General features: G+C 48.3%; 10 protein-coding genes. 2 read left to right on the top strand and 8 right to left on the bottom strand.

Features of this window, described 5'->3' with window-relative positions; all coding sequences use genetic code 11:
* Window positions 1-7 precede the first annotated feature (7 nt).
* From WDV75_RS16445 to sfsA, 8 genes are all read right to left on the bottom strand, one after another.
* Window positions 8-4,774, bottom strand: coding sequence for an RHS repeat-associated core domain-containing protein (locus tag WDV75_RS16445; protein WP_338860161.1), 4,767 nt, complete (start codon window positions 4,772-4,774; stop codon window positions 8-10).
* A 582-nt stretch (window positions 4,775-5,356) separates the two neighbouring features.
* Window positions 5,357-6,214, bottom strand: coding sequence for a pantoate--beta-alanine ligase (panC, locus tag WDV75_RS16440; protein WP_273571663.1), 858 nt, complete (start codon window positions 6,212-6,214; stop codon window positions 5,357-5,359).
* Between the two features lie 39 nt (window positions 6,215-6,253).
* A complete protein-coding gene (panB, locus tag WDV75_RS16435) occupies window positions 6,254-7,045 on the bottom strand; it encodes a 3-methyl-2-oxobutanoate hydroxymethyltransferase (RefSeq protein ID WP_273571662.1) in 792 nt (263 codons plus the stop codon).
* A gap of 57 nt (window positions 7,046-7,102) precedes the next feature.
* Window positions 7,103-7,585 carry a 2-amino-4-hydroxy-6-hydroxymethyldihydropteridine diphosphokinase gene (gene folK / locus WDV75_RS16430; RefSeq protein ID WP_273571661.1) on the bottom strand — a complete coding sequence of 161 codons (483 nt, stop codon included), beginning with the start codon at window positions 7,583-7,585 and terminating at the stop codon, window positions 7,103-7,105.
* 1 nt (window position 7,586) lies between these two features.
* Entirely contained in the window at window positions 7,587-8,948 is a 1,362-nt protein-coding gene (pcnB, locus tag WDV75_RS16425) for a polynucleotide adenylyltransferase PcnB (RefSeq protein WP_273571660.1), read from the bottom strand.
* Between the two features lie 308 nt (window positions 8,949-9,256).
* Window positions 9,257-10,138: a tRNA glutamyl-Q(34) synthetase GluQRS gene (gene gluQRS / locus WDV75_RS16420; RefSeq protein ID WP_273571659.1), complete on the bottom strand. Its 882-nt coding sequence runs from the start codon at window positions 10,136-10,138 to the stop codon at window positions 9,257-9,259.
* Between the two features lie 56 nt (window positions 10,139-10,194).
* Entirely contained in the window at window positions 10,195-10,650 is a 456-nt protein-coding gene (gene dksA, locus WDV75_RS16415) for an RNA polymerase-binding protein DksA (protein ID WP_074019168.1), read from the bottom strand.
* 194 nt (window positions 10,651-10,844) lie between these two features.
* The gene (gene sfsA / locus WDV75_RS16410; protein WP_273571658.1) at window positions 10,845-11,555 is read right to left on the bottom strand and encodes a DNA/RNA nuclease SfsA; all 711 of its coding nucleotides are present in this window, start codon (window positions 11,553-11,555) and stop codon (window positions 10,845-10,847) included.
* A 92-nt stretch (window positions 11,556-11,647) separates the two neighbouring features.
* On the opposite strand from sfsA, the gene hrpB reads away from it, so the two are divergent.
* Window positions 11,648-14,140 carry an ATP-dependent helicase HrpB gene (gene hrpB, locus WDV75_RS16405; protein ID WP_273571657.1) on the top strand — a complete coding sequence of 831 codons (2,493 nt, stop codon included), beginning with the start codon at window positions 11,648-11,650 and terminating at the stop codon, window positions 14,138-14,140.
* Between the two features lie 49 nt (window positions 14,141-14,189).
* Window positions 14,190-16,667: a bifunctional glycosyl transferase/transpeptidase gene (mrcB, locus tag WDV75_RS16400; protein ID WP_273571656.1), complete on the top strand. Its 2,478-nt coding sequence runs from the start codon at window positions 14,190-14,192 to the stop codon at window positions 16,665-16,667.
* Window positions 16,668-16,680 lie beyond the last annotated feature (13 nt).

The raw sequence follows: 16,680 nt of genomic DNA, 5'->3' as shown, positions 1-16,680 counted from the left end.
TCATGCGTTAAGGTTGAATTGAATTATCTGGGAAAATAGAGCCGCCCCCTTTAGGGTCACGGACAACTCGGATAAAGACTCCATTATGTGTTCCTGAAATCATAGTTCCGCCAGAAGGCATGTCTACTTTTACACTACTTGGAGAATCCCAAATTACTTTCCCTGCATGTTTAATATCTGCATCACTCCAATTTTCTGGGAACCATGATTGGCCTGTTCCTTTGCGTTTCGCTTTAGATGCATGGTTAGGTATATTTCCTACCCGTACCCCATTAGGATAAGTATGCTCTATATTGTAAGGGATACCTCTTGCTTCTAACTCCCGAATAGCTGATTGTCCATGTCCCCCACCACTTAACCTTCCGTTTGGGAATGTTTTTCTATCCCTCGGTGGCATAGAACTGGCTTCCTTCCAGTCTCCTTTACTAGAATGATTAACAACATCATCATTTATGAATGAAGATGGACAATTTGTTAATCCAAAGGGGTCTACCCATCCGGTGGGGTTATGGACATACGAATACGGATTAAACCCGCCCAGCAGCCCGATCGGGTCAGGGCTGATGTACTGCGCAGTCTCCGGCGAGTAGTAGCGGTGCCGATTGTAAAAAAGCCCCGACTCCTCATCAAAATACTGGCCTAAAAACCGGAAGTGACACTGAACATGGTAATCCGGGTGATGGGACGGGACGCCGCCGCGTTTTTCGGCGTGGCCCCAGGTGGTCAGGTGCTGGCCCCAGACCATCTCCCCTTGTTCATCCAGCAGTTCCCGTACGGTGCCCTGATGATCATGGATAGCATAATGCAGTTTGCCGCGCTCAAAACGCGCCGCTGGCGTCAGGCTGCCCGGCTCATACAGCCAGCGCACGCGCTTCTCTTCCAGCCGGGTGCCGTCACGCTGAAACGGCACTTCCTCAATCAGCTGGTCACCGCTCCACAGGTAATCATAGCCGCCGAGTGTCTTGGGATTATCCGGCAAATCCGGCTTGCCCGCCAGCCACAGTTGCAAATTAGCGGCGGTCAGTTTTCCATCGCGTTCTTTGATTTTGCGAATTCGCCTACCAAACGGGTCGTAGCAATACTGCCAGCGCGAGCCATCCGGGGTTTCTAAGTGGGTAAGCTGGTTTTGGGTATCCCAGCGGTAACGCCAGACCTGGGGGCGGAAGCCGTCATACTGTTCGATTTTTTCGATAAGTCTGCCGTTATCATCATAGTGATAACGCGAATCCCCCCGTTGTACCACCCGGCCAGCCTGCTGGTGTTGTGTAAACTGTTCCATTGCGCCCTGCGCATCAACCGGCAAATGTTGGCGCAGGTTGCCGTTGGCATCGTAACTGAATTGCTCTTCATGGGGGCGTAACCCCTCGAACAGCGTGTGTACTATCTGGTCGTTGGTATTATAACGGTAGCGGGTTTGCCCCCAATTGTCGTCAATAACCCGGACATTATGCGCCCGATCGTATTGCCAGCTCCGGTTGACGGCGGTCGCCTGGGGAGGAAAATGCGGATCGTTTTGTGACAGCGCCTCTTGGAAAAAGGCACTGTCCCGCCCGGCTGACTGATGGGCCAGTAAACCCGTTGCGGTATAACGGCTGGCGAGAATAAACCCGCGGGCACTTTCACGCACCGTTTCCCGTCCCAGTGCATCATGCCGGAGTGTCAGCGGGGCATGTTGGTTAAACTGAAAATGATTCAGCGCACCTGATAACGGGTGATAGCCAAAGTGCAGGGTGTGCCCCTCCAGGCTTTCACTGATCAGCCGCCCGGTCAGGCTGTCCCATTCGCGGGTGATTTCCCGCCCGTTGATTCGCTCACAAATCGGCAGGCCCGTGGTCTTGTCATACTCATATTCCACCACGGCATCGGCATTGGCGGCTTTCACCAGCTGATGGCGGTTGTTGTATTCGTACGTGGTGGTGTCCTTCAGTACCCACTGGTTTTCTTCTGGCTGCCCGCTTTCCTGTCTGACCAGCAACCCTGCCGCGGAATAGTACCAGCGCAGTTGCTGACCATCGGGGTATTGCACCTGGGTGCGACGTCCCAGTTTATCGTACTGATATTCCAGGGTGCGGCCGGTAAAATCCGTTTCGCGAATAATCTGGCCGGCCGCATCCCGTTCATAACGGTAGGTTTCGCCGGTGGACGCCGTGACTGATTGCAGGCGGGTCAGGCGGTCGTAGCCAAAGTGCAGCGTGGTGCCATCGGGGCGGGTCACCTGAGTCAGCAGGTCAAATGCACCGTACGTGTAGCGTGTGGTACGGCCTTCGCCGTCAGTGGCGGCCACCACGCGTCGTTCACTGTCATATTCCAGTTGCTGCGTGGTGCCGTCCGGCAGTTCGATATCGGTCAGGCTGCCATTGAGGCTGGCATGGGCATCACTGTAATGGTAGTGGGTGTGCTGTTTCAGGGCATCGGTGATTTGGCGCAGGCGCCCCAGTTCATCCAGCTGTAAGCCGGTGGTCTGGCCGTCCGGCGTGATAACCGCTGCCAGCCGTTGTTGTTTATCGTAGGTATAGTGCCACTGGCGGCCATCCGGCAGCAGGTGCTGGCGTAATTCTCCCTGTGTACCGTATTGATATTCCTCCTTGTGCCCCAGCGGGTTGATCAGTTCGGTAAGGTTACCCTGCTCATCATAGTGATAGTGCCAGCGCTCGCCGGTCGGCAGGACACTTTCAATAAGCTGCCCGTGTTCGTCATAACCGTAAGCAAAAATTTCGCCGGTTGAGAGCTTTACTGCCGTCAGCGCACCGTCGGGGTTGTAATCAAAGGTGGTGACATTGCCCGCGGGATCTGCTTCCCACATTTTTTGGCTGTTGCGCCACTGCCGACGGGTGATTCTGCCTAATGGATCAATTTCACGGAAAACCAGTCCATGGTGATCGTAATGGTGCTGAGTTTCCCCGCCCTCAGCATCCCGGTAGGTCGTGATACGCAACTGATCATCATAGTGAAAACTATCGCACCAGTAACCGCTGGCCGTACTCGTTGTCAGAACCCGTCCCTGTTCATCATAAGTGAGGTTAAAATCAGTCTGGTCGGTGTCATGCCAGCGGATCATCCGTCCCTGAACATCATATTCATGCCACAGGTGATTGTGCTGGAAGGCATCACATTCATTGAGATAGCCCTGCGGATCATAATGACAGGTGACTAATCGCTGCTGTTTCTGCTTCTGCGGTTCGAGATAATCGACCGTCTGGAGTTGCTGTCTGTGATAGCCCAGAAGTAACCGGAAACCATCCGTGCGGGTAATTTCGATGAGTTGTGACTGTGCATCATAGAGAAACTGAATAGCGTTTTGGCGACGATCGGTGATCGCAGACAGCTTGCGGAGCGATCCGATCACATAATTGAAATGGTAAATCAGCTGCGATCGGCGATCGGTCAATTGCAGTTCGCCGTTCAATTCCCCCGTCAGCACGTAATGCGGGATATGCAGATTACGGGCAAGCACGGTGTTATCCGGGGTGCTGAAATCGTAGATCACGCCGTCTGCATCCGTGAAGTTGACCTTGCCGTCACTCAGCACCAGCTGACGTGACCAGTCATCGGCCCATTTCGGCCCAAACAGGCCGCTGAATTTGGCGGTGGAGCGATAGGTGCGGGTCAGGGTGATTGGCAACAGCCCGGGAATGGCAATCACCGGCCAGACTTGCAGGAAGTCGCCGGTGGCCATATCGACAGGCTCACCTTTTGTACCGCACGTCTCCGTGCAACTGCCGTCTTTTTCGCTGGATTTGTTGTCAACCGGGTCTTTTTCGGCATTTTTGGGTTTTGCCGGCGTGGGGTTAACGGTTTCCTGAGACTGGCCTTTGATTTTGGCCCCCGATACTTCAGCAGTGTTGGCTTTTTCACTCAATACCTTGCCTTCAGCTTTGGCTGCTGCTTTTGTGGTGCCTTTTGCTGCGCCTTTAAGTATCCCCGCCCCACCCATAGCGATACTACCGATATCGAAAGCGAAGGCGCCCCCTTTTTCTGCGTCGCTTTTCATTTCCAGTTTAATGGCGTCAGCATTGACCATCTCTACGGCCTTTTGCTGCATTTCAGCAATGCCGACAGGAGCGCCTCCCATATATTCCCAGGTTTTTTCGGCGGCAGCGGCGGGGGCTGTTGTGGCGATCACCATGCCCTTGCCAAGCAATTCCGCCATTTCAGGGATGGTATTCCAAAGCGCTTTTCCTGCCCCGATAGCCGCTTCCCCGGGATTCTCCCAGGCCGCCTCCAGATTATGTTGACTCTCATCAATCCATTTGCTGACGCCATCGGCGGTTTCCTGAAACCAGTCAACGGTTTTATCCCACATTCCCTTTTCTGCCGGTGTTTCTGCTTTGGGAATGGGATTGGCTTCTGCCACTGACACTTGTGCTGGGGCTGCCTGAGCGGTAATTTTGCCAAGGGTATTCCCTGTTCCTGTCGGGCTGTCATCGCGGACTCTGGCCGGTAAGGGGGAGTTGGGCTGAGGATAGTCAGGTTCTTTTGTTTTTTCCTTTTCTTCCCACGCTTTCAGTGGAAACTCGCCGCTGTTGAATTTGTCAACGGCATCCTGTGCCGCTTTTTTAAAAGACTGCGCTTCGAATTTGGCGTCTTCGTGATTGTAGTATTGATCTAATTCTGGGTCGTTGCCGTAATCGCCATAAAACCGGTTGCTTTGCCGGTATAACGAATCAACCTTACTCAGCGCCGCCTCTGCATCTGCCTGTGTGCGAATATTAAATTCCTCGCAAAATGCTTTAGCGGTGTAATGATGGGGGGTGACGATCATTGTATCTGACATGGTTTCCTTCCTTAATGCCCCATTTATCCAAATTTTATCCCCACCAGTTTGAGTAAAGGCGACAAAATGACAGGTATAAGATGCAAATAAATCCCAAACTGCCTCTCGCAAATTCGGTATTTAATGGAAAATATTCTTAAACTATTATTTGAATAATCGTTTTTATACACATTAAACTTCAAGTTGCAATTTACAACACGCTATGAAATCACACGCATTTGAAGTGAGATTGGTATAAATATTAAATGGTGTTCAAATAAAAATAAAATAAAACTAAGGGGAAATGAGCTTCATTAATCCGCAATGATAGGATAAGAAATTAAGGTTATTGCCTGATTGGATTTACGCTCTTATTTTTTGTGTTTTGTTGGCGATTTATTCTGGTGTTATTAATCTATTTCTAACAAAAATCACTGCCAAAATGATTTGGGTTATTTTATGCTGTAAATAGGAATTATTAATTGAATATACCAATCCAACTCAAGTTGCTCATTATAAGACAACATAACTCATTGTTTCTCCCCGCTATGCGGGGAGATATAAGGTGCATATTCCAGTGACACACACATCTCATAATTAAAATCAGGCAGTCAAAATAACCTGCTGATTATCAATCAGTCGTGTTTGTCCCAACCATGCAGCCATCAGGATCACAGCTTTTTTACTTTGTGCCGTTAATGGCATCAGGTTTTCTGCATCACGGATAAATAACTCATCTGGCATAAAGCCTTCTTCTCGCAAATGGGCAGATGCCAGTTCAATGAGTCGCTCAGTATCGCGCTCGCCATTTTTCAGCCTTTCTGCCATACATTGCATAACTTTATTCAGCAAGGGCGCAATTTTTTTCTCTTCAGCGGACAGAAGGTTATTACGTGAGCTTAGCGCCAATCCATTTTTATCACGGACGATCGGCACGGAAACCAATGTAATATCGTAAGCCATATCTGCAATCATCTTGCGGATGATTTGTAATTGCTGGAAATCTTTTTCGCCGAAGTAAACCAGATCGGGCTGGATCAGGTTAAACAATTTGCTGACAACGGTTGTGACGCCACGGAAATGTCCTGGCCGGCTGGCACCTTCAAGGATATAAGAAAGTTCGGGTACTTCGACAAAAGTTTGGTTGCCGTTTAAACCATGTGGGTACATCTCGCTAGCATTAGGGGCGAATACTAACTCGACATTGCGACGGCTCAGTTTTTCGCAATCTTCCTGCAAGGTGCGAGGATAATTGACCAGATCGTCTTCTCGATCAAATTGCATCGGGTTGACGAAAATGCTGACGATAACAACATCAGCCTGTGCTTTGGCGGTATCAACTAATGCCATATGACCATCATGCAGGTTTCCCATCGTAGGGACGAAGGCAATACGTTTGCCCGCCTGACGCCAGCGACGGATTTCTCGGTGTAAAATGGGGATAGTTTCTATAATCAGCATTGCTGTACTCCCTTAATTAGTCGTCATGCTGGAGAATAATCAGTTGAATGAGTGTGCCTGGTCAGGATAAGCGCCGCTTTCTACGTGTTCAATATACAGGCGGATAGCATCTCTTATATTGCCAGTTTCTGTGAGGAAGTTTTTGGCAAATTTTGGAGGTCTTGCTGTGATACCCAAAGCATCATGCATAACCAGAATTTGACCGTCAGTCATATTGCCTGCCCCAATGCCAATAACTGGAATGTCCAGTGCTTCAGTGATACGCTGCGCTAGTGCCGTCGGAACACATTCTAACACCAGGAGTTGCATACCTGCTTTTTCCAAAGCAATAGCATCGTCAAATAACTTTTGGGCCGAGGCGTCATCGCGTCCCTGAACTTTATAGCCACCGAGTACATTGACTGATTGTGGCGTCAATCCTAAATGACCGCAAACAGGGACGGCACGCTCGGTCAACATTTTGACGGTATCACATAGCCAATCTCCACCTTCAATTTTGACCATATTGGCACCAGAGCGCATTAGTGCAGCCGCATTGTTGAAGCTTTGTTCGGGGGTTGCGTAGCTCATGAAAGGCATATCCGCGATGAGAAAAGCATGAGAGGCGCCAGCGCGAACACTTCGGGTATGGTAAGAGATATCTTCAACAGTGACAGGCAGGGTAGAGTCAAATCCCTGTATGGTCATGCCGAGTGAATCACCAATGAGCATGACATTAATGCCTTGTTCGGCGAAAAGGTGGGCGAAACTGGCATCGTAAGCGGTGATGGTTGCAAATTTGCGCTTTTCTTTTTTTAACTGATTTAGATCAGCCAGGGTTGTTGTTTTCATCATTCTCTCCTGAATAGTTATACCCTCTGTTTTTCAAATTGCCTCTCTACAACAAACTTATAACCAAAGCGTCAGACCATTTTCCGGCACTTTTTTTAATTGCTCTGCCAGGGTTTCTCCATCGGGAAATACCAGATCTGGGGCAATTTCTGCAAGTGGATAAAGCATAAATTCCCGCTGTTTTAACCCATAGTGGGGAACCGTCAAACGGTCGGTGTTGATGATGTGGTTACCAAACAGCATGATATCCAAATCGAGCGTTCTCGGCCCCCAGCGTTCGCCTTTACGAACGCGTCCTTGCTCCAGTTCGATTGCTTGGGTGTGATCAAGCAATGTTTCTGGGGATAATTGGGTTTCCAATACAACGGCAAGGTTGAGGTAATCGGGTTGATCCTGTGGCCCCATTGGTTTGGTTCGATAAAAAGATGAGCGAACAATAAAAGTGGTATCAGGGATCTTTTTCAGGGCAGCAAGTGCATTATTGACTTGCTGCAAAGGGTTAGCCAGATTACTGCCAATGGCGATATAGGCTCGAGTCATATTAATAACCGTTGTTCCTGTTCTGGCGAATGCGTCCACCACGGCGGGGGCGTGTCCTGCGGCGAATGGGTTCGCTGCCCAGATCAGATATCATTTCGCGCTGTTGTGAGGATGTTGACTGTTGGAAATCAGCCCACCACTGTACCAACTCTCTCAATTCATGGCGTGGTTCAATGCTGGCGCGTAATTCCAGTAAATCATATGCAGCACGGAACTTCGGATGTTCCATTAATTTATTTGCTCGTTTTCCTTGACGACGCGGTAAGCGCAGCTGAAGTAACCAGATATCGCGCATGGTGGTGGTATGGCGTTTCGGGATAGCAATGGAGCGGCATTGTTCATCAAGAATATCATTCATTGCTAACGCAAAAGCTTCGTAATACTGTAATCCGCCTTCTTGTGTCAGTTTTTCCGCATGTTCAATTAATGGATACCATAGCATGGCCGCAAATAAGAACGCGGGATTCACTCTTTTATCACTTTGTAAGCGAAAATCGGTATTTTTCAATACCTGTACTAATAGCTTTTCCATTGACGAATCACCACGCTGGGTGAAACCCGATTGAATAAGCGGAAACAATGGCTGGAACAGATGATATTCGCGCAGCAGTTTATAAGTCTTGTAACCCTGCCCTGTCTGTAACAATTTCAGGGATTCTTCGAACAGACGTGCCGCTGGAATATCTTTCAACAAAAATGCCAGGCGCGGGATAGGCTCAGCGGTAGCTGGCTCGATAGTCATATCCAACTTGCTGGCGAAACGAACCGCCCGCAGCATCCGCACGGGGTCTTCCCGATAGCGTGTTTCTGGATCACCAATCAGGCGAATGATGCCTGCGTTCAGATCGGCCATGCCACCTATGTAATCCCGTAGCGCGAAATCTTCAATGCCGTAATAAAGGCTATTGATCGTGAAATCACGACGAACCGCATCTTCTTCTACTGAACCAAAAATATTATCCCGCAGTAACATGCCGCTTTGGGCTTTATGTGACTGGTTCCGGTCATTGTTTTCAATTTGATCATGCGGCCCGCGGAAGGTGGCAACTTCAATCACATCAGGGCCAAACATGATATGGGCAAGACGAAAACGACGTCCGACAAGGCGACAGTTACGGAACAGTTGACGAACTTGTTCCGGTGTAGCGTTGGTTGCTATATCAAAATCTTTGGGTTTTTTGTGCAGCAGTAGATCACGAACCCCGCCTCCGACCAGATAAGCTTCAAAACCTGATTTATTTAGGCGATACAGAACCTTCAAGGCATTATCACTGATGTCTTTGCGTGAAATAGGGTGCTGTTCGCGTGGGATCACCGTGATAGGGGAGTCCGAAGGCATTGCCCTTACAGATTTTTTCTTCATTTTGTCGTTTTCGGCATGTGATGAAGATGAATGATTCCCTCTGCTACGTTTACGCGGAGGACTGCTCTCTGTTTGAGCAGAATGGTCAGATACGGTGACTGGCCTTTCACTGACTGCCGGTGTGTCGCGCTGTGTTCTGTAATCGCGGATTAATAAATTACGGCAGAAAGTTGCTACTCGGTTAAAAATGGTACACCTCGGTAGTGACTGATCAATTAAAACAAAAAACAGCCGCCAATCATAACTTACTGGACATTTTTTGAGAATGCTTACAGTACCAATAGAAAGACTTTATTTAACTTAGACTATTAGCTAGGTTTTTTTGGCGGAACCGCGTTTATATTCCAACCGACGATAGCTTGCTGTAGCAGTTGATCTGTTGTGAGATCCTGCCAGCCTGCGATAGTGGGCTGATTTAAAAATGATAACGCATCAATAAGCAATGGTCTTGGGTCGCTCAATGGCAGCGGCTGGGCATGATTTTGCTTAGAAAGTTTATTTCCCTCTTTATTTAGCACGAGAGGTAAATGCACATAATCTGGTGTTGCAAAATTCAAATGCTGATACAGAGACAACTGGCGAACCGTGGGTTCGATTAAATCAGCTCCTCTGACAATTTCAGTGACACCTTGATAGTTATCATCAATAACAACGACAAGATTATAGGCAAATAAACCGTCTTTGCGATAAATAATGAAATCTTCCTCAGCCATTTTCGTCGGCACGGTGATATGGCCTTGCAATTTATCGTAAAAACGATAAATCGGATGGTGCTGTTTTAGACGAATTGCAGCGTTGTGAGCTGGCATAGGTAAATGTCGGCAATGCCCATTATAAAAGCCGCCCAGTTGTTGGATGCGTTGGCGGGTGCAGGTGCAGTAATAGCTGTCTCCTTGCTGTTTTAATTGATCGAGAATGGCACGGTAAGCATCATGACGCTGGGATTGATAGAGAACTTCACCATCCCAGTAAAGGCCATAATGCTCAAGAGTTTGCAATATCCGCTTGTCTGCTCCGGGAATTTCCCGTGGAGGATCAATATCATCAATACGCATCAGCCATTTGCCGTGACAGGCACGGGCTTGCAGATAACTGCCTAGTGCAGTTACCAGAGAGCCAAAATGGAGATCGCCGGAAGGAGATGGAGCAAAGCGTCCAATATATAACGAGGAATGTCTGGATTGGGTCATAGTCGATTCAACATAGGGGCATACGGCGCTAAATGCGCCGTACTTAACCCTATTGGTTAGCCAGCCATTTGTTTTTCACGAATTTCGGCTAACGTCTTGCAGTCAATACATAAATCGGCTGTTGGACGAGCCTCTAAACGGCGGATGCCGATTTCAATCCCACAGGCTTCACAATAGCCAAAGTCTTCTTCTTCGACCTTTTTCAGCGTTTTTTCGATCTTTTTGATCAACTTACGCTCACGATCCCGATTACGTAATTCAAGGCTGAATTCTTCTTCTTGCGCCGCACGGTCAACTGGATCAGGGAAGTTTGCTGCCTCATCTTGCATATGAGATACAGTACGGTCTACTTCATCCCTGAGTTGATTGCGCCATGCTTCCAGAATCAGCTTGAAATGCTTTAACTGGGCATCGTTCATGTATTCTTCGCCTGGCTTTTCCTGGTAAGGTTCTACCCCAGCGATGGCGAGAATGCTCAAGGACGAGGTTTTGCGTTTTTGCCCTTCTTGCATAATGCTTCTCCTTACACACGCACTATCAAACGAGTCCCCCACAGGAGGGGAAAAAAATAGGCCGCTATAAATAACAGATGACTGCGAGGTTGGCAATTGTTCCTGTCATTAGTTTTGCAATGGTGTGAAGGCAGACATGTTTACTGCCTAAATATGTTACAAAACCCCTCTCGTCAGGATAGTTTGTTTACAAATTATTCTATTGATACAAAAGGTAATTTGTCACTTATAACCATCCCTTTTGCCGTTATGTTGGCCTTATAACAGATTACTTCGACCCCTGATTGACATGCTTGTTCCAAAAGGAAGGCATAATCATGGTCAATATGTTTCGCTGCCGTAACCTGACAGATCCCAGAATGTAAGACAGCAAATAACAAGACAGCGCGCTGACCTTGTTGTGCTATCAATGATAGCTCACGTAAATGTTTTTGCCCCCGAATTGTGACTGCATCAGGAAAATAACCATAATTTTCCTGTAACAATGTGACTGACTTGACTTCAATATAGCAGTTAACTTTTTGTTTTGATTGTAACAATAAATCTATCCGACTTTTTTCTTTGCCATAGCTAACCTCACGGCTAATGTGCTCATATCCAGATAATTCCGAGATAATATTTTTTTCAATAGCTTGGCAGATCAGGTCATTGGCTCTGAGGGTATTGACGCAAATCCAGTGACCATCCTGGGTTTGTGTGAGTTCCCAGCTATTGGGATACTTGCGTTTGGGATTATCGGATGTGGAATACCACACAGTATCCCCAGGCGTGGCACATCCTGTCATGGCTCCCGTATTGGCACAGTGAATGGTGAGTGTTTCTCCTTCTGGCGTGAGGACATCCGCAAGAAAGCGTTTATAACGGCGGATTAAGGTAGCAGGCTTCAGGGGAGGTGAAAATTCCATAAACTTTCCTTCATGACCAATGGGCGGATGAAACCAAAGGTGCTAATGCTACAATGGCAGCCATTGAAAGTTAATTCATTATGGTGATCCTTTTGTCATTGCCCATTTGTGACTTATTACCTATTTATGACGTGGTGGGATCCGTTATTGCGGCACTGCAAACGTCGCAGCAAGTGTTACTACATGCACCAACGGGAGCTGGAAAATCGACCGGATTGCCATTGGCGATTTTACAGCAGGCACCATTGTCAGGGCGCATCATTATGCTGGAACCGCGACGGATTGCTGCACGGAGTGTGGCTGAACGTCTCGCCGAACAACTCAATGAACCTGTTGGTATGACCATCGGCTACCGGATGCGTTCGGAAACCAAAGTCAGTGATGCAACACGGCTTGAGGTTGTGACCGAAGGGATCCTGACGCGTATGCTACAACAAGATCCTGAATTGAACGGTGTCTCTCTTGTCATCCTTGATGAATTTCATGAACGTAGTTTACAGGCCGATCTTGCATTGGCATTGTTGCTGGATGTGCAGGAAGGGTTGCGCGATGACCTGCGTATTCTGGTGATGTCGGCAACATTGGATAACCAGCGCCTTTCTACTTTATTACCTGATGCCCCTGTAATTGTGTCAGAAGGACGCAGTTATCCGGTAACGAGGTCATATCATCCACTTCCTACTCATCAACCTTTTGAACAATCAGTTGCATCGGCGGTATTGCGGTTATTGCAGCAAGAAACGGGATCGTTGTTGCTGTTTCTGCCCGGCGTCGGTGAAATTCAGCGGATAATGTTGCAATTGGAAGATAAGATCAATGGCGATACGCTGTTGTGTCCATTGTATGGGGCATTGTCGTTGGCAGAACAACGCAAAGCAATAACACCAGCACCAGTGGGAATGCGCAAAGTCGTGCTTGCCACCAATATTGCAGAAACCAGTCTGACGATTGAAGGTATTCGGTTAGTGGTAGACAGCGGACTAGAGCGCTCCGGTCGATTTGAACCGAAGAGTGGCCTGACACGTTTAATTACCCAACGCATCAGCCAGGCATCGATGGTGCAGCGGGCAGGGCGGGCTGGGCGATTAGAGGCCGGTGTTTGTTGGCATTTATTTAGTCAGGAGCAGGCAGAAAGAGCCAGAGAACACAACGAGCCGGAGATCTTGCATTCAGATTTAAGCGGCCTGCTGCTCTCTTTATTACAGTGGGGATGTCGTGACAGTTCCCAGCTTCATTGGTTGGATAATCCACCACAACCCGCATTGGCGGTTGCAGAATCCCTGTTGCTGCGCTTAGGGGCGTTGGATGACAACCAGCAATTGACTTCCCGTGGTTGGCAAATGGCGGAATTCGGCAGCGAACCGCGTTTGGCGGCGATACTGTGTTCAGCTCAGGAAAGCGATGATAAAGAAGGCAAAAGCCGTGCAGCATTGGTAACGGCAGCGAAATTGGTGGCTATTTTGGAAGAACCACCGCGTCGTGGACAGCCTGACCTGCTCTATTGGCTGACAGCAAATCAGCGTCATTGGCAGCAACGCGCCAATCAGCTCATCAGGAATTTTACAAATCAACTGTCGGATAAAACAAGCCATGCTGGAAGCCTCAGATTAGATCTTGTGCCTGAACTCTTGGTTCAGGGGTTTCCAGATCGGATCGCTAAAAACCGCGATAATCTTGGCCGTTTTCAATTAGCCAATGGTTTGGGGGTCGCGCTGGAACGTGAAGAGCCTCTGTCGGGTGAGGCTTGGTTAGTGACTCCTTCGTTACAGCAGGGAAATAGCCATCCTGATGCACAGGTTTTGCTTGCCTGTCCGTTGGTGGTTGAACAGACCATAAAGCAATACCCTCATCTGTTTACTGAGCATACAACCGTAGAGTGGGATGATAATAAAGGCTCATTACGGGCGTGGAAGCGTTTGCAATGTGGGCGATTAATTGTCAAAGCCCAGCCATTGGCAAAACCTTCGGCAGCGGAATTACAGGAAGCCTTGTTGAATTGGGTAAGACAAGAAGGGATATCGGCATTAAATTGGTCACAGGAGGCGTTGCAGTTGCGTATTCGCCTGCAAAGAGCAACAGAATGGCTACCGGAAGTGAACTGGCCTGGGGTTGATGACGAAGCATTATTGAACTCCCTTGAACAGTGGTTGCTGCCTGCCCTGGATGGTGTTGATAATTTAAAAGGCTTGCGCCAGATTGAGCTATCCTCCTGCCTGATGGAATTGCTTGATTGGCAACAACGGCAAATACTGGATAATGAATTGCCTACTAATTACACTGTGCCAACGGGGAGCAGGATCACCATCCAGTATTTCCATGATAAACCTCCGGTATTGTCAGTGAGGATGCAGGAAATGTACGGAGAGCAGCAAAATCCAGTATTGGCGAAAGGACGAGTTCCGGTTGTCATTGAGTTGTTATCTCCTGCCCATCGTCCATTACAGATCACACAAGATCTTGCTGCGTTTTGGCAGGGAACTTATCGTGAGGTGCAAAAAGAGATGAAAGGGCGTTACCCCAAACATTTGTGGCCAGATGATCCTGCCAACACAGCACCAACCAGGCGCGTGAAGAAGCAGATGTAATAGTTTGCATTTACTTGCCGGTAGTTAATAAACATTTGGAGAATTCGGTATGTCTGATGATGATCGTCAGCCAATCGGACGCAAGGGTAAAAAATCAGGACTTCGTCGTGGGCGAACATCTAACAAACGCAATCGGCGGGATGATTATGATGATTATGAAAATGATAACTTTGACGACAACGATGAGGATGAAGTCATGACTAAAAAAGGGAAGAACGCCCGCAGTGCGAATTCCCGCCCGCCTAAAAAAGGCGGGCACTGGTTTTTGTGGTTGCTGCTAAAAATCTTTATTGTGCTGGCGGTCCTCATTGTTATTTATGGCTTCTATCTGGATAACAAAATTCGCGAGCGTATTGACGGAAAAGTTTGGGATTTACCGGCAGCGGTGTACGGACGGATGGTCAATCTTGAACCCGGCATGAATTACAGCAAGGACGAAATGATCCATCTGCTGGAGGGGATGCAATATCGAAGAGTAACAAAAATCACCCGTGCCGGTGAATTTGTCGTCAGGGGGAATAACATAGAGATGTTACGCCGCCCATTTGATTTCCCTGATGGTAAAGAAGAGCAGATTCAGGCACGGTTGACCTTTGATAATAATCATCTTGCCAGCATTGAAAACATGGAAAACCATCGTCAGTTTGGTTTTTTCCGTCTTGATCCCAAATTGATCACCATGATGCAATCACCCAATGGTGAGCAGCGTCTGTTTGTCCCACGTTCCGGCTTTCCTGATTTGTTGGTTCAGACTTTACTGGAAACGGAAGATCGTTACTTTTATGAACATGATGGCGTCAGGCCGCTTTCCATTGCCCGTGCATTTTTAGCTAACTTGATCGCGGGACGTACAATTCAGGGTGGCAGTACCCTGACGCAGCAATTGGTGAAAAATTTGTTTCTCTCCAATGAACGTACTTTGATCCGTAAAGCGAATGAAGCGTACATGGCGTTGCTAATGGATGCGCGTTATAGCAAGGATCGCATTCTGGAATTGTACTTGAACGAAGTTTTTTTAGGACAAAGTGGTAATGAGCAGATCCATGGTTTTCCATTGGCAAGTCTGTACTATTTTGGTCGCCCGATTGATGAATTGAGTTTAGATCAACAGGCGCTGCTGGTGGGAATGGTCAAAGGGGCTTCGTGGTATAACCCATGGCGTCATCCTAAAACTGCGCTGGAGCGGCGCAATGTTGTTTTGAAAATCCTCCAGAACCGAAAAATCATCGATCAGGAGCTGTATGATCTACTCAGTGCTCGTCCGTTAGGGGTAAAACCGAAAAGCGGGGTGATTACGCCACAGCCAGCCTTTATGCAATTGGTTCGTCAGGAATTGCAAGAAAAGCTGGGCGATAAAGTCAATGATTTGTCAGGGGTGAAGATCTTTACTACCCTCGATCCGGTTTCGCAGGATGCGGCAGAAAAATCCGTTGAAGAGGGTGTTGCTGCCCTGCGAAAAGCCCGCAAGGTTGATGATCTGGAAGGGGCAATGGTTGTTGTTGACCGTTTCAGCGGTGAGGTTAGAGCCATGGTTGGCGGTTCCCAGCCGCAATATGCCGGATTTAATCGGGCATTAAACGCCCGTCGTTTGATTGGCTCACTTGCTAAACCAGCCACGTATCTGACGGCATTGAGCCAGCCGGATAAATATCGTCTGAATACCTGGCTGGCGGATGAACCTCTCTCTATTCCTCAAGCAGGTGGAAAGCCTTGGGAACCGAAGAACTTTAGCCGTACTTTCAGTGGGCGTGTCATGCTAATTGACGCGTTAGCGCGTTCGATGAATGTGCCGACCGTGAATTTAGGGCTGGATGTTGGGTTAGACCGCATCTCCAGCACGTTGGTTGCGCTTGGTATTCCTGCGAAAGAGATCCAACAAATCCCTGCGATGTTATTAGGCGCGATTAACCTCACGCCAATGGAAATGGCACAAGAATTCCAGACGATTGCCAGCGGGGGGAATCGGGCGAAACTTTCTGCGTTGCGCTCCATCATTGCTGAAGATGGTACGGTGATTTATCAGAGCTACCCACAGGCCGAGCGTGTTGTGCCGCCACAGGCCGCTTATCTGACGCTATATGGTATGCAGCAGGTAGTGGAGAGAGGTACAGGGCGCTCACTGACAGGGAAATATGGCAAATATCACCTGGCAGGCAAAACCGGAACAACCAATGATCTGCGTGACAGTTGGTTTACCGGCATTGATGGCAAAGAAGTCGCGATTGTCTGGACTGGACGTGATAACAATGGCCCAACCAACCTAACCGGAGCGACGGGTGCACTGACGATTTATCGTCGTTATCTGGATAATGAAACGCCACTGGAACTGAATAACCGTCCACCGGAAGGTATTGTGGATATGTCAGTCAATGAAGATGGCAGTTTCAACTGCGAAGGAAGCGGTATCAGGGTATTACCGGTTTGGACTGATGATCCACAGAAGTTGTGCCAGCAATCGGTACAACAGCCTATCGAGGAAAATGAAGAAGAAGCGCCTGGCTGGTTACGTGAGATGTTTGGACAGTAATAAGTAATAAAGC

It is taken from the genome of Xenorhabdus griffiniae, assembly GCF_037265215.1.
GTDB classification, from domain to species: Bacteria; Pseudomonadota; Gammaproteobacteria; order Enterobacterales; family Enterobacteriaceae; genus Xenorhabdus; species Xenorhabdus griffiniae.
This window is presented reverse-complemented; position numbering and strand designations above follow the sequence as displayed.

What these genes read in the sequence shown, in the direction of transcription:
- WDV75_RS16445 (WP_338860161.1), bottom strand. Translation starts at nt 4,774, where the DNA reads ATGTCAGATACAATGATCGTCACCCCCCATCATTACACCGCTAAAGCA.
- panC (WP_273571663.1), bottom strand. Translation starts at nt 6,214, where the DNA reads ATGCTGATTATAGAAACTATCCCCATTTTACACCGAGAAATCCGTCGC.
- panB (WP_273571662.1), bottom strand. Translation starts at nt 7,045, where the DNA reads ATGAAAACAACAACCCTGGCTGATCTAAATCAGTTAAAAAAAGAAAAG.
- folK (WP_273571661.1), bottom strand. Translation starts at nt 7,585, where the DNA reads ATGACTCGAGCCTATATCGCCATTGGCAGTAATCTGGCTAACCCTTTG.
- pcnB (WP_273571660.1), bottom strand. Translation starts at nt 8,948, where the DNA reads ATGAAGAAAAAATCTGTAAGGGCAATGCCTTCGGACTCCCCTATCACG.
- gluQRS (WP_273571659.1), bottom strand. Translation starts at nt 10,138, where the DNA reads ATGACCCAATCCAGACATTCCTCGTTATATATTGGACGCTTTGCTCCA.
- dksA (WP_074019168.1), bottom strand. Translation starts at nt 10,650, where the DNA reads ATGCAAGAAGGGCAAAAACGCAAAACCTCGTCCTTGAGCATTCTCGCC.
- sfsA (WP_273571658.1), bottom strand. Translation starts at nt 11,555, where the DNA reads ATGGAATTTTCACCTCCCCTGAAGCCTGCTACCTTAATCCGCCGTTAT.
- mrcB (WP_273571656.1), top strand. Translation starts at nt 14,190, where the DNA reads ATGTCTGATGATGATCGTCAGCCAATCGGACGCAAGGGTAAAAAATCA.